General features: G+C 64.5%; 17 protein-coding genes. 9 read left to right on the forward strand and 8 right to left on the reverse strand.

All coding sequences use genetic code 11. From position 1 onward, the window contains the following. The first annotated feature begins 9 nt into the window (after positions 1 to 9). The 9 genes from ACVJNE_RS00445 to ACVJNE_RS00485 all read left to right on the forward strand — a co-directional run bounded on the left by ACVJNE_RS00445 (position 10) and on the right by ACVJNE_RS00485 (position 8,512). The gene (locus ACVJNE_RS00445) at positions 10 to 843 is read left to right on the forward strand and encodes a dihydroorotate dehydrogenase electron transfer subunit (RefSeq protein WP_499562015.1); all 834 of its coding nucleotides are present in this window, start codon (positions 10 to 12) and stop codon (positions 841 to 843) included. Then, entirely contained in the window at positions 837 to 1,781 is a 945-nt protein-coding gene (locus ACVJNE_RS00450; protein WP_499562016.1) for a dihydroorotate dehydrogenase, read from the forward strand. The genes ACVJNE_RS00445 and ACVJNE_RS00450 overlap by 7 nt, the downstream gene beginning before the upstream one ends. Continuing rightward, on the forward strand, positions 1,778 to 3,061 hold the full coding sequence (locus ACVJNE_RS00455; RefSeq protein ID WP_499562018.1) for a Zn-dependent hydrolase: 1,284 nt from the start codon (positions 1,778 to 1,780) through the stop codon (positions 3,059 to 3,061). Before ACVJNE_RS00450 ends, ACVJNE_RS00455 begins: the two co-directional genes overlap by 4 nt. Beyond that, complete coding sequence (gene pyrC / locus ACVJNE_RS00460; RefSeq protein ID WP_499562020.1) at positions 3,058 to 4,107, forward strand: dihydroorotase; 1,050 nt, start codon at positions 3,058 to 3,060, stop codon at positions 4,105 to 4,107. The genes ACVJNE_RS00455 and pyrC overlap by 4 nt, the downstream gene beginning before the upstream one ends. Positions 4,108 to 4,159: 52 nt before the next feature. Continuing rightward, positions 4,160 to 4,858 carry an orotate phosphoribosyltransferase gene (locus ACVJNE_RS00465; protein ID WP_173192443.1) on the forward strand — a complete coding sequence of 233 codons (699 nt, stop codon included), beginning with the start codon at positions 4,160 to 4,162 and terminating at the stop codon, positions 4,856 to 4,858. 15 nt (positions 4,859 to 4,873) lie between these two features. After that, positions 4,874 to 5,197, forward strand: coding sequence for a hypothetical protein (locus tag ACVJNE_RS00470; RefSeq protein ID WP_368804246.1), 324 nt, complete (start codon positions 4,874 to 4,876; stop codon positions 5,195 to 5,197). A gap of 114 nt (positions 5,198 to 5,311) precedes the next feature. Beyond that, positions 5,312 to 6,280, forward strand: coding sequence for a catechol 2,3-dioxygenase (locus tag ACVJNE_RS00475; RefSeq protein WP_499562023.1), 969 nt, complete (start codon positions 5,312 to 5,314; stop codon positions 6,278 to 6,280). A 7-nt stretch (positions 6,281 to 6,287) separates the two neighbouring features. Next, a complete protein-coding gene (locus ACVJNE_RS00480; RefSeq protein WP_499562025.1) occupies positions 6,288 to 7,163 on the forward strand; it encodes an NAD(P)-dependent oxidoreductase in 876 nt (291 codons plus the stop codon). 416 nt (positions 7,164 to 7,579) lie between these two features. Beyond that, positions 7,580 to 8,512: a lysylphosphatidylglycerol synthase transmembrane domain-containing protein gene (locus tag ACVJNE_RS00485; protein WP_499562027.1), complete on the forward strand. Its 933-nt coding sequence runs from the start codon at positions 7,580 to 7,582 to the stop codon at positions 8,510 to 8,512. On the opposite strand, the gene ACVJNE_RS00490 is transcribed toward ACVJNE_RS00485, so the two are convergent. The 8 genes from ACVJNE_RS00490 to ACVJNE_RS00525 all read right to left on the reverse strand — a co-directional run bounded on the left by ACVJNE_RS00490 (position 8,451) and on the right by ACVJNE_RS00525 (position 16,604). After that, complete coding sequence (locus ACVJNE_RS00490) at positions 8,451 to 9,170, reverse strand: DUF502 domain-containing protein (protein ID WP_499562029.1); 720 nt, start codon at positions 9,168 to 9,170, stop codon at positions 8,451 to 8,453. The two genes, ACVJNE_RS00485 and ACVJNE_RS00490, sit on opposite strands and share 62 nt — an antisense overlap. A 37-nt stretch (positions 9,171 to 9,207) precedes the next feature. After that, on the reverse strand, positions 9,208 to 9,591 hold the full coding sequence (gene mnhG, locus ACVJNE_RS00495; RefSeq protein WP_173192455.1) for a monovalent cation/H(+) antiporter subunit G: 384 nt from the start codon (positions 9,589 to 9,591) through the stop codon (positions 9,208 to 9,210). Further along, positions 9,588 to 9,869: a K+/H+ antiporter subunit F gene (locus tag ACVJNE_RS00500; RefSeq protein ID WP_368804241.1), complete on the reverse strand. Its 282-nt coding sequence runs from the start codon at positions 9,867 to 9,869 to the stop codon at positions 9,588 to 9,590. The genes mnhG and ACVJNE_RS00500 overlap by 4 nt, the downstream gene beginning before the upstream one ends. Beyond that, complete coding sequence (locus ACVJNE_RS00505; RefSeq protein WP_499562031.1) at positions 9,866 to 10,351, reverse strand: Na+/H+ antiporter subunit E; 486 nt, start codon at positions 10,349 to 10,351, stop codon at positions 9,866 to 9,868. The genes ACVJNE_RS00500 and ACVJNE_RS00505 overlap by 4 nt, the downstream gene beginning before the upstream one ends. Next, the gene (locus ACVJNE_RS00510) at positions 10,348 to 11,991 is read right to left on the reverse strand and encodes a monovalent cation/H+ antiporter subunit D (protein WP_421926070.1); all 1,644 of its coding nucleotides are present in this window, start codon (positions 11,989 to 11,991) and stop codon (positions 10,348 to 10,350) included. Before ACVJNE_RS00510 ends, ACVJNE_RS00505 begins: the two co-directional genes overlap by 4 nt. Beyond that, a complete protein-coding gene (locus tag ACVJNE_RS00515; protein WP_173192463.1) occupies positions 11,988 to 12,332 on the reverse strand; it encodes a Na+/H+ antiporter subunit C in 345 nt (114 codons plus the stop codon). The genes ACVJNE_RS00510 and ACVJNE_RS00515 overlap by 4 nt, the downstream gene beginning before the upstream one ends. Then, the gene (locus ACVJNE_RS00520) at positions 12,332 to 15,259 is read right to left on the reverse strand and encodes a monovalent cation/H+ antiporter subunit A (RefSeq protein WP_499562034.1); all 2,928 of its coding nucleotides are present in this window, start codon (positions 15,257 to 15,259) and stop codon (positions 12,332 to 12,334) included. The genes ACVJNE_RS00515 and ACVJNE_RS00520 overlap by 1 nt, the downstream gene beginning before the upstream one ends. Positions 15,260 to 15,413: 154 nt before the next feature. Next, positions 15,414 to 16,604 (reverse strand): AI-2E family transporter, encoded by a 1,191-nt coding sequence (locus ACVJNE_RS00525; RefSeq protein ID WP_499562036.1) that lies wholly within the window; start codon positions 16,602 to 16,604, stop codon positions 15,414 to 15,416. Between the last annotated feature and the right edge of the window lie 16 nt (positions 16,605 to 16,620).

The following is a 16,620-nucleotide window of genomic DNA, read 5'->3' on the forward strand; positions in this document are numbered from 1 at the left end:
GAGATGACGATGCTGCATGCCGAAAAAACGATTCCGCAGATTCCATCGGTTTTCGAGCGCGACCTGCCCGTGGTCTCCAACGACCCGGTCAATGGCGAATATATGCGCCTCGTGCTGCGCGCGCCGGCCGATCTTCTGGAGCAGTGCCGGGCCGGTCAGTTCTTCCATCTGCTCTGCCCCGCGATTGGCGGCGAGACGCCCTATCTGCGCCGTCCCATGAGCATCTACGGCTTCTATCCCGAACGCGAGGAACTGCACTTCCTCTACAAGGTGACGGGCGAAGGCACGCGCGCGCTCTTCCATCTCGGGCCGGGCGACAGCCTCAACGTGCTCGGGCCGCTCGGTCAGGGATTCCGCATCGAGGCCGACTGGCAGCATCTCGTGCTCGTGGCGCGCGGCGTCGGCCTCGCAACGCTTGCGCCGTTGGCGCTGGAAGCGCAGCGGCTCGGGCGCAGCCTCACCGCCATCTGCAGCGCACGCAATCCCGAGGTGCTGATGTCGACGGACTATTTCCGCGATCTCGGCGCCAATGTCATCACCGTCACGGATTCCGAGGGCACCGCCGGCGTCGACAACATCGAGCGTATCATCGAAGGACTGGTCGCCCACCAGGGCGTCGACGCGTTCTACACCTGCGGCTCCAACCGCCTGCTGCGGCTGCTCCAGGTGCTCGGCGAGCGCCACGGCATTCCCGGCGAGATCGCGTTGGAGCAGCAGATGGCCTGCGGCCTCGGCATGTGCCATTGCTGCGTGCGCCCGTTCCGCAAGGGCGAACGCCTCGTCAACCTGCGCGTCTGCCGCGAAGGCCCCGTCTTCGACATGCAAGAGGCGATGCCATGGTAGACCTCTCCGTCGACATCGGGGCGCTGCGCCTCAAGAACCCGATCATGCCCGCCTCGGGCACCTTCTCGGAAGACCTCGCCGACGTCTTCGATCTCGAATGCCTTGGCGCGCACGTCACCAAGACGATCACGCGCGGCTGGCGCGACGGCAACCCGACGCCGCGCGTCTGCGAGGTCTCGGCTTCGATGCTCAACTCCATCGGCATCCCCAGCAAGGGCATCGGCTACTTCATCGAGAAGACGATCCCCTTCTACCAGCGTTATCGCACGCCGCTGGTGGTCAGCATCTCGGGCAACACCGCCGACGAATTCGCCACGCTCTGCTCCGAGGTCAGCGTCGACGGCGTCGATGCCATCGAGGTCAACATCTCCTGCCCGAACATCGAGGAAGACGGCAAGGCCTTCGCCATCCGCGCTTCTTCGACCTATGACGTGATGTGCAAGCTGCGCAAGGCGACCAGCCTTCCGCTCTGGGCCAAGCTCACGCCCAACACCGGCGAGACGCCCGAGGTGGCACGCGCCGCTGAAGAAGGCGGCGCCGACACGCTGGTCGTCGCCAACACGCTGCTGGCGATGGCCATCGACATCCGCACCCGCAAGCCCAAGCTCGGCAACCTGATGGGCGGCCTCTCCGGCCCCTCGCTGAAGCCGATAGCGCTGCGCATGGCCTACCAGTGCGCCAAGGCCGCCAAGATCCCCGTCATCGGCTGCGGCGGCATCTCGACGGCCGAGGACGTGCTTGAATTCCTGATCGCAGGCGCCAGCGCCGTGCAGGTCGGCACTGCGACCTTCATCAACCCCACTGTCATGCCGGCCATCATCGCCGATCTCCAAAGCTATCTGGAACGCGAGAACATCGCCTCCGTGCGCGACCTCGTCGGCACCGTCATCGACGACGAGCAGAAGGCCGGCGTCGTCTTCATGGAGACCGCGCCATGACCGCGCTCAAGGCCAAGCCCGCCGACGACCGCGACGTCGACCTCGAGACCGCGCGCTATCTCTTCGAGACCATCGCCGCACGCACGCCGGATACGCAGGGCGTCAGCCGCCCGGCCTTCTCGGCGGTCGAAACCGATACCCTGCGCTTCCTTGAGGACTTCGCACGCGATAACGGGCTGGAGGTCTGGTACGACGCCGGCGCCAACGCCAACTTCGCCCTGCCCGGCGACCGTGACGCCGAGCGTTTCGTCGTCATCGGATCGCATGTCGACAGCGTGCCCTACGGCGGCAATTTCGACGGGCTCGCCGGTGTCGTTGCCGGCCTCGTCTGCCTGTTGCGGGCGCAGCGGCGCGGCGAGCATTTTGCACGGCCCGTCCATGTGCTTGCCATGCGCGGCGAGGAAAGCGCCTGGTTCGGCCCCTGCTATATCGGCTCCAAGGCGCTCACCGGCACGCTCGATGCGGCCGAGTTGAAGGCGCAGCACAAGGGCGACGGCCGCACGCTCGACAATCACATGGTCGACGCCGGCATTGCCATGGAGCCGGTCCGCGCACGCCAGCCGCTAATCGATCTCTCGGCGATCGAAGCCTATCTGGAGCTGCATATCGAGCAGGGTCCCCTGCTGATCGGCAAGGAGATTCCCGCCGCCGTCGTTTCCGGCATTCGGGGCAATTTCCGTCACCGCCGCGTGCGCTGCATCGGCGAGGCCGGCCATTCGGGCGCGGTGCCCAAGGCCTACCGCCGCGACGCGGTGCTCGCCATGGCCGACCTGCTGGTGCGCCTCGACGAGAGCTGGTCGACCATCCTCAACATGGGCGACGATCTGGTGCTGACCAGCGGCATGGTCGGAACCGACCCCGAGCGGCACGCCATGTCGAAGATCCCGGAAGAGGTTTCCTTCAGCCTCGACATCCGCAGCCAGAGCCCGCGCACCCTCGATGACATGCGCCGGCTTCTCCAGGCTGAGATGCAGCAGGTCGAAAAGGACCGCAAGGTCCGCTTCGAGCTCGACGAGGAGATGCGCGTCGAGCCGGCGATGTGCGATCCCGAACTGGTGGAAGGCCTGAAGGCGGCGATGGCGCGTGTCGGTCAGGAGCCGTTCGTCATGCCATCCGGCGGCGGCCACGACGCGGCGGTATTTTCCGCGGCCGGTGTTCCCTCCGCCATGGTGTTCGTGCGAAACAGCAACGGCTCCCACAACCCGCAAGAGGCGATGGAGTTGGCGGACTTCATCGCTGCCACCGACATCGTCCACGAGTTTCTGACGAGGCACGAATGACGACGCTGACCATCCGCCGACCCGACGACTGGCATGTCCACCTGCGCGACGGCGCTATGCTGCAGGCTGTCACACCTCACACGGCCGCGCATTTCGCCCGCGCCATCATCATGCCCAACCTAGTGCCGCCGGTGGTCACCCGCGCCGATGCCGCAGCCTACCGCCAGCGCATCATGGCCGCCCTGCCACAGGGCAGCGACTTCACCCCGCTGATGACGCTCTATCTGACCGAGGAGACCGACCCCGCCGATGTCGAGGCGGCCTTCCGCGCCGGCGAGATTTCCGCCGTGAAGCTCTATCCGGCTGGCGCCACCACCAACTCGCAGAGCGGCGTGCGCGACATCCGCAAGGTCTACCCGGTGCTTGAACGCATGGCCGAGATCGGCCTGACGCTGTGCGTCCACGGCGAAGTGACCGACCCATCGATCGACATCTTCGACCGCGAGGCCGTGTTCATCGACCGCGTGCTCGATCCGATGCGCCGCGCGATCCCCGGCCTGCGCGTGGCGATGGAACACGTCACCACGAAGGATGGCGTCGATTACGCCCTGTCGCAGGACGAAAACCTCGCCGCGACCATCACAACCCATCACCTCATCATCAACCGCAACGCCATCCTGGCAGGCGGTATCCGCCCGCACTACTACTGCCTGCCGGTCGCCAAGCGCGAGACGCATCGGCTGGCGCTGCGCGCGGCCGCGACCTCGGGCGACCGGCGCTTCTTCCTCGGCACGGATTCAGCGCCGCATACCGACCCGCTCAAGGAATGCGCCTGCGGTTGCGCCGGCATCTTCTCCTCGATCAACACGATGGGCTGCCTCGCCCATGTCTTCGAACAGGACGGCGCGCTCGACCGGCTGGAGGCGTTCGTGTCGCTGAACGGGCCGGCCTTTTACAGGCTCCCCGTCAACGAGGCGCGCGTCACGCTGCAACGGCATAACGAGCCCGTGGCCTTCCCCGAAAAGATCGAGACCGGCGACGGCCCGGTTACAGTCTTCGACCCGATGTTCCCGATCCACTGGAATCTGGCTGGCGAGGCTGGCTAGAGCGAGACGAAGTTGATAGCGAGAGGTCCCGGTCAACTTTTGGGGTGAAGCCATGTTCTCCAACACTTTTCCAGATCGCGCGGTGATATCCGAAACGGTGGCCAAGATGCTGCTGGAGATCAACGCCGTCCATTTCCGCGCAGATCAGCCCTATACCTTCACCTCAGGCCTCGCGAGCCCGGTCTACATCGACTGCCGCAAGCTGATTTCCTACCCGCGCATCCGCTCTGCGATCATGGATTTCGCGGCCTCCGTCATCTTCCGAAATGTCGGCTTCGAACAGTTCGACGCAGTGGCCGGCGGCGAGACGGCCGGCATCCCCTTCGCCGCTTGGCTGTCCGACCGGATGGGCCTGCCGATGCAGTATGTGCGCAAGAAGCCCAAGGGCTTCGGCCGCGACGCCCAGATCGAGGGCACGCTGGAAGAAGGCGCGCGCGTGCTGCTGGTCGAGGACCTGACCACAGACGGCGGCAGCAAGATCAAGTTCGCCGAGGCGATCTCCAAGACCGGGGCGCGCGTCACCGACACCTTCGCCGTCTTCTATTACGACATCTTCCCCGACACGCCTCAGAAACTGGAAGCGGCCGGCATGCGGCTGCACTATCTGGCGACGTGGTGGGACATCCTCAGCGTCTGCAAGGAACAGAAGCGCTTTTCCGCCGAGACGATCGCCGAAGTGGAAAGCTTCCTCAATGCGCCGGTCCAATGGTCGGCCAACCACGGCGGCATATCCGAACTGCCGCGCTCGTAGCCAAGGAAACGGATCATGTTTGATACGCTTGTAAAGGGTTTGAACGAACAGGGCGGAGGCGTGCGCGCCTATGAAGCCTGCGCCCGCGCCGCGCGCGCCCGCATCGCGGACGAGCCGGAAAACGCGGCCGCGCTGTTCCTCATCTCCTTTGCCGCGCAGCGTTTCGTCGAAGCCTATGACGACCAGCCGCTGACGGTGGATGCCGCCGGCGAGGAGCTGGAACAGTTCACCGCCTTTGTCTCGACCCTCGACGCAGCATGGTCCGCTGGCTCGGCCGAAGCCAAGCTCGAGGCCCTGAACACCGTAGCCTCCCGGATCAACGCGACGGCGCGAAGCTGATCCTCGCCCGCCCGGCATCGTCTCAGACGAATTTGATCGACAAGCCGGACCGCCGCACTCTAGTAAAATGAGAGTGCCTGCGGCCGGCCGGTCGGCGGCGGGCGGGAGGAAAGAATGAGCGAGACCGAACCGTGTTTCGACGTGGCCCATCTCGGCCATGTCGAGCTCCTGACCGACAGGCCCGAGGAAAGCCTCGACTTCTTCGTCAACGTCTATGGCCTGACCGAGAGCGGCCGCGACGGCGACTCCGTCTACCTGCGCGCCTTCGACGACTACGAATTCCACACGCTGAAGCTCACCGCGGCCGGGACGACCGGCGTCGGGCACGTCGCCTACCGCACGTCCTCACAAGCCGCTCTCCAGCGCCGCGTCGCTGTCATCGAACAGATGGGGTGCGGGATAGGCTGGCACGACGGCGATCTCGGCCATGGCCGCGCCTATCGCTTCAACGATCCGGACGGCCACATCTTCGAGCTCTATTACGACACAAAGGTCTACGAGGCCCCGCCACAGGAGCGCCCTGCGCTCAAGAACCTCGCCCAGCGCTACCACGGACGCGGCGTCGCCGTGCGCCGCATCGACCACCTCAACCTGCTGGCCGCCGACGTGTCGGTCATCCGCGACTTCATGACGAAGGCGCTCGGCAGCCGTGTGACGGAGCAGATCCAGCTCGACAACGGCCGCCTCGGCGGCTGCTGGTTCACGGTCAACAACAAGACCTACGACATCGCCTATACGGAAGATCATTCCGGCCAGCGCGGCCGCTTCCACCACATCACCTACGCGGTGGACCAGCGCGAGGACGTGCTGCGCGCCGCCGACATCTTCCTCGAAAACGGCGTCTTCATCGAGACCGGCCCGCACAAGCACGCGATCCAGGGCACCTTCTTCCTCTACGCTTACGAGCCTGCGGGGAACCGCGTCGAGGTGGCCAATGCCGGCGCGCGGCTGATCCTGCGGCCAGACTGGCCGACCGTCACCTGGACCGAGACCGAGCGCAAGAAGGGACAGGCCTGGGGGCTGAAAACCATCGAAAGCTTCCATACCCACGGCACGCCGCCGGTCGAGACCGGGAAAGGCTGAGCCGGCCATGAAGATCGGCTTTATCGGTTTCGGCGAAGCCGCGCGCGCCTTCCGGAAAAGCCTCGCCGAGGCCGACCCGGCGCTTGCCTTCTTCGCCTACGACATCCTGCTCGACAGCGAAGGCTCACAGGGCCCCTGCGCCGCCTTGATGAAGGAATGCGACGTGGTCGCCGTCACCTCGTCGGCGGAAGGATTTTCGGATTGCGACTGGATCGTCAGCGCGGTGACCGCCGACCAGAGCCTTGAGGCGGCACGGGCGGCATCCGGCTGGCTGCACCCCGACCAGACCTTCTTCGACATCAATTCGGTTTCGCCGCAGCGCAAGCAGGAGAGTGCTGGGCACGTCTCCGCAGCCGGCGCCGCATATCTCGACATGGCCGTCATGGCGCCGGTTCATCCGCGCGGGCACCGCACGCCGGTGCTGCTTGCGGGCAACGTCGAACCGTCCACAAGACAGGCACTTGCGGATTTCGGCTTCGATTTCGAGGTCGTCGGTCCCCAAGCGGGTGCTGCGACAGCGATCAAGATGGTACGCAGCCTGTTTGTGAAGGGGCTGGAGGCGATCACGGTCGAGGCACTGCTGGCCGCGCAGGCGTCAGGTTGCCTCGACTACGTTCTCAAGTCGCTCGGCAGCTCGTTCCCCGGCCTCGGCTGGCCGAATTTCGCGCACTACCAGTTCGAGCGCACGCTGACCCATGGCAACCGCCGTGCCGCCGAAATGCGTGAAAGTGCCGCAACCATGGCCACGCTCGGCCGCAATGATCGCCTTGCCGACGCGATCGCCGACACCCAGGCCCGCATGGGCGCGATGAAGGCCGATACCCGGTCGAATGCCGATCTGGCGGCCGTTATTGCGGCGCTTGAGCCGAAGTCGGCGCGTTAGCCGACGCGCTTCGCCGTAAATTCGCCGGCAACGCCGTATTCAACAGCAATGAGCCTGCTGCGCGTTGCCTACGCGTTCGGAACCTCCCCGCCGGGCATCCGTTGGGTCGATGCCGCCGGCGATCCACACGGCCGTCAATCGTGGGTACGAGCCTTGGTTCGGCGGCTGATTTTGCGGTTCAATCAACGCACCTGACGCAGCGAGACCATAGACACCAGCATCGATCACGTGTTCATGTCAGTCGTTTTCAATTCCGTTACCACTTTCGCGCTTATGATGCCGAGGGCGGTTTGGGGTGTGAGCGCGGCGGCGCGACCTGTCGCGCACTCGGGGCTTTGCACGAATCGTGCCGGCGCCCTGCAAAAAACGAAATGGTACGGCCGGTTCACCGGTCGAGACCTCAAGGGGAGTACACCTTGAAGGTGAGGAAATATTTCTGGCCCGTCGTCGGTGTGGCGGCCGTGGCATTCTCGATCTGGCTTCTCTACCACGAGCTGCGAGGCCTTTCACTCGACGAGCTGTGGGGCAGTCTTGTTGCAATTTCGGCGAAGGACTGGATTCTCGCCGCCTTGGCAACGCTGCTCGCCTATGCCGCGCTGGCCGGCTACGACCATCTGGCGCTGCTGCACCTGAAACGCCACGTCGGCTGGACCTACATCACGCTCTGTTCCTTCACCACCTATGCGCTGTCGCACAATATCGGCGCTTCGGTCGTCTCGGGCTCGGTGGTGCGATACCGCGCCTACAGTGCAAAGGGGCTCGGCGCGGCTGAAGTCGGCGTCCTCGTCGCATTCTGCTCGTTCACCTTCGCGCTCGGCACGATCATGCTGGCCGGCTTCGTGCTGATCCTGGAGCCCGGCCTTGCCGAACGCTTCGTCGACGTGCTGCCGATGGAAGCCTCGGCGGCGACAGGTCTGCTGCTGCTTGCTCTTGTGCTGCTCTACGTCATCGGCAGCGCGCTGCACCTGAAGCCGCTGAAGGTCGGCAGCTTCGAAATTCACTATCCGCGCCTGCCGATCGTCGCGCGCCAGCTCGTGATTGCGCCGCTTGAACTCATCGGCGCCGCCGCCATCATCTATTTCGCACTGCCGGAAGCCGGAAATCCGGGCTTCCTGATCGTGCTCGGCATATTCCTGGTGTCGTTCTCGGCCGCCCTGCTCTCGCATGCGCCGGGTGGGCTGGGCGTTCTAGAGCTGGTGTTCATAACCGGCCTGTCGGACATGGACCCTGCCGACGTTCTGGCGGCCCTGCTGGTCTTCAGGCTGCTCTACCTGATCATACCCTTCATCATTGCCCTGTTTGTGGTTCTGGGTTTCGAGAGGACCCAGCTTGCGCATCAGAAGGAATGATCGGGCGCCGGATGTCCTCCGGCCAGTTGATGGGGAACGTGTCGGGCGACATCGAGCCGCCGGAAACGATGAAGGCCATGGCGTCGTTCTTGCTCCAGTCGAGCCAGGTCAACCGCGATGTCGGCACGATCTCCACGAACCCTGACGTCGGGTTCGGCGTCGTCGGCACATAGACCGTGGCCAGTTCCGGCTGATCCTCGGTCGCGGGGAAAATGCGGGTAACGATGCCGACGACACGCATGTCGCGCGACGGAAACTCAATCAGCACGACGCGTTGACCTGCCGCCACGCCATCGCCGCCCATAGAGCGGATCAACGTGCGTGTCGCCCCGTAGATGGTGCGGGCCAATGGCACCGCATCGACGAGCCTGTCGACCATGCCGAGAAATCGCCGTCCCACCACGGCGTTGGCGATCCTGCCGAGCACGTAAAGGAAGATCAGCACCAGCAGCAGCGCCAGGCCCGACTGGAACCAGCCTGCCAGAATGAGGTCGGCGATTTCGGGCGACGTCGGCCGCACCATGCCTGACAACGCCAGCGTCGCCGGCCTTCCCGTCCAGATCAGCATGTCCACCACGAACCAGACGATCCAGACCGTAACGAACAACGGAATGACCGTCAGCACTCCGGTAATGATATGGCGGGTGATCGATTGCATCGTGCCTGTCCAGTTCCCGGTGGCCGGTTCCGTACGCTTACTCCTGGGCAGCGCCCGGCTCGATCACGCCCTTCGGCGGATCCATCGCCGGCACTTCGGGATTGCCTTCCGCCCGATCGCGGTAGAGCGCGGCGCGCCCCAAAAGCATCAGCGTCACCGGTGTCGTGATCGTAATGAATATCCCGATCAGCAGTTCATGGAAAACCGGGCGCGACTGCAGCACGCTGAAGCAGATCATCGACGCGATCAGAATCGCTGCCGCGCCCCAGCTCGTGCCGAGCGTCGGCGCATGCAGCCGGTCGTAGAAGGAACCCAGCCGATAGAAGCCGAAAGACCCGATCAGCGTCAGTCCCGCTCCAATCAGCAGGAAGATCGAGACCAGCACGGAGGCCCACAGCGGAAGCTCGGCGATATGGCTCATTCGATCACCTCCCCCCGCATCAGGAACTTGGCCAGCGCCACCGTCGCCACGAAACCCAGCACGGCGATGATCAGCGACACCTCGAAATAAAGGGTGTTGCCGGTGCGGATGCCGAAAACCAGCAGCATCAGCATCGAATTCACATAGAGCGTATCGAGCCCGAGCACCCGATCCTGCGCGCGTGGTCCCCGCATCATCCGCACCATCGCGAACGCCATGGCGACAGCGAGTGCGGCCTGCGCGATCGTGACGGCCAGGGTGAGGATCGCGACGCTCATTCGAATATCTCCATCAGCAGGTGCTCGTAGCGCGTCTTGATCAGTTCGTACCACGTCTCCTCGTCGACGAGGTCGAAAACATGGAGCAGCAGCGTCCCGCGTGAGGCGTTGTAGTCGAGCCAGGCCGTGCCGGGCGTAGCCGTCAGGATCACCGCCAGCAACGCAAGCGCGGTCGGGTCGCGCAGTTCGAGCGGGATCATCATGAAGCCCGACGTATTCGGGCGGCGCGAACCCTGGAGCACGATGCGCGCCACATCGATGTTCGAACGCACGACATCATACACAACAGTCACGACCAGCTTGCCGATCAGGTCCCAGCGCCGCAGGCGCGGCTTCGATGGGTGCAGCGCTGCCATGCCTTGCGCGGCAACAAGCGCGACAGCCAGCCCGACGATGAACTGACCAAGCGAGAAACTCGTCAGAAGCAGCCACATCGTCACCAGCGACGCGATCAGCAGCGGATAGGGAAAGACGCGGCTCATTCGCCCTGCTCCCGCTGCGGCCGCGTCGCCCGCGGCGCTTCCATCACACCCTCGATATACGATTGCGGTGCATAGAGGCTCGTTGCGGTCGCCTCCATATAGCGCATCACCGGCCCGGCCTGCGTCGTCAGGGCAAGCGTCAGGAACAGCAGCCCCACCACTGGCGCGATCTCGATAAGAAGCACGCGCGGCACGCGCACCTCCAGCGGTGCCCAGAACGCGCGGATGCCGGCACGGCTCATGGAGATCAAGGCTGCAAGACCGGATGCGATCAGCATGGCGACCAGCCACCAAGCACTTTGCGGGATCGTCCCGCCCTGCCCGAAACCATCGGGATTCAGCATCGCGGTCAGCATCGCGAACTTGGCGACGAAACCCGACAGCGGCGGCAGGCCCGCCAGCAGGATCGCGCAGGCGCCGAAGCTTATGCCGAGGATCGCGAGCGTGCCGGGTATCGACACGCCAACCACCTCTTCCTCTGCCTCTTCGTCGCCGTCCTCGCCAAACGCTTCCATCGTCACCGCGAGCACGTTGGCAATCGAGTCCTGGCCGCGTTCGATCAGCTCGATCAGCAGGAAAAAGGCCCCGATCGTCAGTGTGGAGGAGACGAGATAGAACAACGCTCCCGCCGTCACGTCGACCTGCAGCAGGCCCATCGTCGCCAGCAGCGTGCCGGATGAGACGAGCACCGAGAAGCCCGCGAGCCGCCCGAGGGCCTGCGAGGCCAGGACGCCGAATGTGCCGAAGGCGATCGTGGCCATGCCGCCGACAAAAAGCAGCCAGGAGCCGAAACCGGGCGAGCTGTCCGGCGTCTCGACGAAGAACAGCAGCGACAGCCTCAGGATGACATAGACGCCCACCTTGCTGAGAATCGCAAAGATCGCGGCAACCGGCGCCGGCGCCGCGGTGTAGGTCGTCGGCAGCCAGAACGACAGCGGCCACATGCCGGCCTTGATGAGGAACGCGACGCCGAGAATGGCCGCACCGGTTTCGAGGAAGATGCGGCTGCCGGGATCCACGAGCGGAATGCGGATGGCCAGGTCGGCCATGTTGAGCGTGCCGGTTGTGCCGTAGATGAGCGCCACGCCGGTCAGGAAAAGCAGCGCCGACAGCAGGTTTATGGCGATGTAGTGCAGGCCTGCCTTGACGCGCTGCGTGCCCGAGCTGTGCAGCATCAGCCCGTAGGATGCCGCGAGCATGATCTCGAAGAAGACGAACAGGTTGAAGAGGTCGCCTGTCAGGAATGCCCCGTTGAGCCCCATCAGCAGGAACATGAACAGCGTATGGAAATGCGGGCCGGCGCGATGCCAGCGGCCGATCGAGAACACCAGCGAGGGGATGGCGAGAAGGCTGGTCAGCACCAGCATCATCGCCGAGAGCCGATCGAGCACAAGGTTGATTGCGAAGGGCGGCGGCCAGTTGCCAAGAAGGTAAACCACGACCCGACCCTTGTCGGGTTCGCCGTCGGCATGCGCCATGCGCAGCAACAGCAGCGAGATCGCCAGCAGGGCCACCGACGTCAGGATCGAGACCGTCGCCTTCAGCAGGCGCTCACGATCGTCGAAGAACAGCAGCAGCGCTCCCGCCACCAGAGGCAGCAGGATCGGTGCGATGACGAGGTGCTGGGGCGCCACGCTCATCGCTCGGGCTCCCTGCCGTCGACATGGTCGGTACCGGTAAGGCCACGGGCGGCCAGCAAAACCACCAGGAACAGCGCCGTGGTCGCGAATCCGATGACGATGGCCGTCAGCACCAGCGCCTGCGGCACAGGGTCGACGAAGGCTGACGGATCGACCTCGACCGAGGTGTCGATCACGGGGGCAAGCCGGTTGGTCAGGCGTCCCATGGAGAAGATGAAGAGGTTCACCGCGTAGGACAGCAGCGCCAGACCGATGACCACCTGATAGGTGCGCGGGCGCTGAATCAGCCAGACGCCCGATCCGACCAGAAGACCGATGCCGAGGGAGAGCGTCAGTTCCATCAGACGAACTCCTCTTCCAGCTCTTCGGCCTTCGTCGCCTCGATCGCGCGTGCACGGTGGCTACGTATGGACTGATGCGCGATGGCGATAAGGATCAGCACGGTCGCGCCGACCACCAGCGAGAAGACGCCGAGGTCGAACAGAAGCGCGGTCGCCGTCGGCACTTTCCCGATGAACGGCACCTCGGTGTACTGGAAGTAGGATGTGAGGAACGGAAAGCCGAACAGCCACGAACCGATGCCGGTAAAGGCCGCCATCAGCAGGCCGAAGCCGATCCAGCGCACCGGGAGGATGCGCAGCCTGTCTTCCACCCAGCGCGTGCCGCCTGCCAGATATTGGAGCAGGAAGCCGATTGCCATGGTGATACCTGCGGCAAAGCCGCCGCCCGGCAGGTCGTGACCGCGCAGGAACAGATACGCCGCAAGCAGGATCGTGACCGGGAAAAGCCATTGCATGATGACCGACGGGATCATCAGATACTCGCGCACGGTTTCGCCCACTTCCCGGTCCGTGCGATCATCGTCGTAGGCGTCCTGGATGCGCTGCTGCTCGGGCACGCCGATGCTTTCGGCAGCGGGACGGAAACGTCGCAACAGCGCGAAGACTGTCAGCGCCACGATGCCGAGCACCACGATCTCGCCGAACGTGTCGAAGCCGCGGAAATCGACCAGGATCACGTTGACGACATTGGTGCCGCCGCCTTCCGGATAGGCGTTGAGGAGGAAAAACTCGGAAATCGACTCCGGCCAGGGCGTCGTCATCATCACATACGACAAGAAAGCCATGCCACCGCCGCACGCGACCGCCAGCGCGAAATCGCGATGCCGGCGCATGCGCGCAATCGACGTCGTCGCGTTGTCGACCTGCTCGAGGCGCTTGGGCAGCCAGCGCAACCCGAGAAGGATGAGCACGGTCGTCACGATCTCAACGAGAAGCTGGGTCAGCGCCAGGTCGGGCGCAGAGAACCAGACGAAGGTGATGCAGGTCACGATGCCCGCGCCGCCCATCAGCACCAGCGCGGCGAGGCGGTGATACTTGGCCTTGTAGGCCGCGCCCAGCGCGCAGATGCCGCCAACAGCCCAGATCGCCGCGAAGATCGGGTCGATGCCTCCGAGTGTGGGCGTCTCCGGCACGAAGCCGATGCGCAGCACGGGCCACGCGCCCGCCACCAGCGCCAGGAACAGGACGAGCCGCAACTGCGGCTGCAGCCGCCGCGTCCCGAAAGCGGTCTCCATCCAGCGCGCCCAGCGCCAGGAAATCGTGACCAGGATGCGTTCGAAGATACGCTGGCCCTTGAGGTTGCGCAGGAACGGCGTTCCGTCCTCGCAGGTCGCAAGGTAGCGGCGCAGCGCCAGGTAGAGGAAGATGCCGCCCACAAACGCCAAAAGGCTCATGATCAGCGGCATGTTGAAGCCGTGCCACACCGAGAGGCTGTAGGCCGGCGTGCGATCGCCCAGCACCGCCACCACGGCTGCGTGCAGATAGGGTCCAACGGTAATGCCCGGCACGATGCCCACGATCAGGCAGATCAGCACCAGAACCTCGATCGGCACCCGCATCCAGTGCGGCGGCTCGTGCGGCACGCGCGGCAGGTCCGTGGGTTTGGGGCCGAAGAAGACCGTATGGATGAACCGGACGGAATAGGTGACGGCAAATGCGCCTGCGATCGTCGCGGCGTAAGGCGTCAGGCCGTCGAGTATCGAGCCGTGGTGCTGTTCCAGCGTCTCGGCGAAGAACATTTCCTTCGAAAGAAACCCGTTCAGCAGCGGCACGCCCGCCATGGCGGCGCTGGCGACCATCGCCAGCGTCGCCGTGATCGGCATGAAGGTGATGAGCCCCGACAGGCGCCGCATATCGCGCGTGCCCGCCTCATGATCGATGATGCCCGCCGCCATGAAGAGCGATGCCTTGAAGGTCGCGTGGTTCATCATGTGGAAAATCGCAGCCACCGCCGCCAGCGGGCTGCCAAGGCTCAGCAGTGTCGTGATGAGGCCGAGATGGCTGATCGTCGAATAGGCCAGCAGCCCCTTCAGGTCCTGCTGGAAAATCGCGAAGAATGCGCCGATCAGCAGGGTGCTCATGCCCGCGAAGCCGAGAATGAAGAACCATTCGTCTGTCCCGGACAGCACTGGCCATAGTCGCGCCATCAGGAAGACCCCGGCCTTCACCATGGTCGCGGAATGCAGGTAGGCCGAGACAGGTGTGGGCGCGGCCATCGCGTTAGGCAGCCAGAAGTGGAACGGGAACTGCGCGCTCTTGGTCAGCGCGCCCATCAGTATCAGCAGAAGGGCAGGCGTATAGAGCTCATGCTCGCGGATCAGGTTGCCGGATGCCAGCACGTCGTCCAGTTCGTAGCTACCCACGATATGGCCGATGATGATGAGCCCGACGAGCAGGCATAGACCACCGATGCCGGTGATCGTCAGCGCCATGCGCGCGCCGTCGCGCGCCGCTGCATTATGGTGCCAGTAGCCGATCAGCAGGAAGGAGAAGATGCTGGTCAGCTCCCAGAAGATCGCCATCACGATCAGGTTGCCGGAGATGACCATGCCCTGCATGGCGCCCATGAACGCCAGGAAAAACGAGAAGAAGCGCGGAACCGGGTCCTTCGGCGACATGTAGTAGCGCGCATAGAGCACGACGAGGAAACCGATGCCGGTGATCAGCATCGAGAACATCCAGCCGAAGCCGTCCATCCGCAGCGTGAAATTCAGCCCGAACTCCGGCAGCCACTCGACCTGCCGGCGCACAACGCCACCATTCGCGACCGACGGAAACAGCGATGTGGTTATCGCGAACGCGACGATGGTCAACCCGCCCGAAAGCCACGCCTCGGCGTTGCGTGCGTTGCCTGGCAGCATGGCCGCCAGCACGCTGCCCATGAAAGGCAGCAAAATCAGGAGCAAGAGCAGGTTTGCTTCGGTCATGCACCAGGTTGGGTTGTTCGAATCGAGAATGCCGGGCGAGCCCGGAGCGCATCATTGAAAAGCGGCATTAGGCCCGCTCCCGTCAAGCCGGTAATTTCACACCGCATCGATATGACGCTATCGGGTGCTCTGGGCGCAACGCCCAAGGAGCGGATCAGGCCGGCGGCGACGACGCCGGCGGCCGTGCCGGCGTATGGTCCGGTGGCGCCAGAACAGTTTCCGTTGTCCGCATCTCGTGCAGCCATTCGCGCCAGATCGCCACCAGCAGCGCCATCAGCACCGGGCCGATGAACAGCCCCAGAAAGCCCATCGTCTTCACGCCGCCGATGAGGCCGAAGAATGTCGGCAGGAACGGCAGCTTGATCGGTCCGCCGACCAACCTCGGGCGCAGCGTCTTGTCGACGATGAAAAGCTCGGTCGCCCCCCAGGCGAAAAGGGCAACACCGGCTACCGGCGAGCCGGAAGCCACCAGATAGACGGACACCAGCGTGAACGACAGCGGCGCACCGCCCGGCACCAGCGCCATGACGCCCGTAATCACGCCCAGCGTCACGGGCGACGGCACGCCCGCGATCCAGTAGGCGATACCAAGCACGATACCTTCACCGATGGCGATCAGCGTCATGCCCATGACGGTGGAGCTGATGGTTGCCGGCACAACCCGCGAAATCCGCTCCCAGCGCATCGGCAGGATGCGTTCGCCCAGAGTATCGAGCTGTGCCACGAAATTCTCGCCGTCGCGATAGACGAAGAACAGCGCGATCATCATGAACAGCAGCGTCAAAAGCAGGTCGAAGAGGCCGGTGCCCGCCGCGAGCACTCCACGATAGATGCTGCCGATATTGGCGCCGCTGACGATCTGCACAAGCTCGCCGATCGCGCCCGGGTGCCCGATATATCGATACCACTGCTCGTCGATCCACTGGCCGATGCCCGGCAGCGCAGCCATCCACTCCGGCGTCGTCGAGCCCGTGCGGTTGGTCTCGACCGCCCAGTTGAACCATTGGCCAACCTCGGTGATCGTGTAGCTGACCGCAATCACGATCGGCACGATCAGGAAGGTGAGGATCAGCAGGATCGCGACCGTCGCCGCGATTGTCCGGTTTCCGCCGCAGCGCCGCAGGATGTCGCGATAGATCGGCCAGCTTGCAAAGCCGATGACCATCGCCGCCAGTACAGGCACCAGAAAGCCGTGGAAGAAATAGATACCGGCCGCCAACACCGCCACCAGCAGCCAGCGCGCCGCCGAAATAGGCGGTATGAGGCCGATGCGCGAAGACGCGGTGGTGCCCAGCCAGCGCGGCTCCTGCGGTTGTTCGATCGGCTTCACGTCGCGAGGGTTCATTGGCAGTGGGCTATCC

Source organism: Mesorhizobium sp. DxT, assembly GCF_058448885.1.

What these genes read in the sequence shown, in the direction of transcription:
- ACVJNE_RS00445 (WP_499562015.1), top strand. Translation starts at nt 10, where the DNA reads ATGCTGCATGCCGAAAAAACGATTCCGCAGATTCCATCGGTTTTCGAG.
- ACVJNE_RS00450 (WP_499562016.1), top strand. Translation starts at nt 837, where the DNA reads ATGGTAGACCTCTCCGTCGACATCGGGGCGCTGCGCCTCAAGAACCCG.
- ACVJNE_RS00455 (WP_499562018.1), top strand. Translation starts at nt 1,778, where the DNA reads ATGACCGCGCTCAAGGCCAAGCCCGCCGACGACCGCGACGTCGACCTC.
- pyrC (WP_499562020.1), top strand. Translation starts at nt 3,058, where the DNA reads ATGACGACGCTGACCATCCGCCGACCCGACGACTGGCATGTCCACCTG.
- ACVJNE_RS00465 (WP_173192443.1), top strand. Translation starts at nt 4,160, where the DNA reads ATGTTCTCCAACACTTTTCCAGATCGCGCGGTGATATCCGAAACGGTG.
- ACVJNE_RS00470 (WP_368804246.1), top strand. Translation starts at nt 4,874, where the DNA reads ATGTTTGATACGCTTGTAAAGGGTTTGAACGAACAGGGCGGAGGCGTG.
- ACVJNE_RS00475 (WP_499562023.1), top strand. Translation starts at nt 5,312, where the DNA reads ATGAGCGAGACCGAACCGTGTTTCGACGTGGCCCATCTCGGCCATGTC.
- ACVJNE_RS00480 (WP_499562025.1), top strand. Translation starts at nt 6,288, where the DNA reads ATGAAGATCGGCTTTATCGGTTTCGGCGAAGCCGCGCGCGCCTTCCGG.
- ACVJNE_RS00490 (WP_499562029.1), bottom strand. Translation starts at nt 9,170, where the DNA reads ATGCAATCGATCACCCGCCATATCATTACCGGAGTGCTGACGGTCATT.
- mnhG (WP_173192455.1), bottom strand. Translation starts at nt 9,591, where the DNA reads ATGAGCCATATCGCCGAGCTTCCGCTGTGGGCCTCCGTGCTGGTCTCG.
- ACVJNE_RS00500 (WP_368804241.1), bottom strand. Translation starts at nt 9,869, where the DNA reads ATGAGCGTCGCGATCCTCACCCTGGCCGTCACGATCGCGCAGGCCGCA.
- ACVJNE_RS00505 (WP_499562031.1), bottom strand. Translation starts at nt 10,351, where the DNA reads ATGAGCCGCGTCTTTCCCTATCCGCTGCTGATCGCGTCGCTGGTGACG.
- ACVJNE_RS00510 (WP_421926070.1), bottom strand. Translation starts at nt 11,991, where the DNA reads ATGAGCGTGGCGCCCCAGCACCTCGTCATCGCACCGATCCTGCTGCCT.
- ACVJNE_RS00515 (WP_173192463.1), bottom strand. Translation starts at nt 12,332, where the DNA reads ATGGAACTGACGCTCTCCCTCGGCATCGGTCTTCTGGTCGGATCGGGC.
- ACVJNE_RS00520 (WP_499562034.1), bottom strand. Translation starts at nt 15,259, where the DNA reads ATGACCGAAGCAAACCTGCTCTTGCTCCTGATTTTGCTGCCTTTCATG.
- ACVJNE_RS00525 (WP_499562036.1), bottom strand. Translation starts at nt 16,604, where the DNA reads ATGAACCCTCGCGACGTGAAGCCGATCGAACAACCGCAGGAGCCGCGC.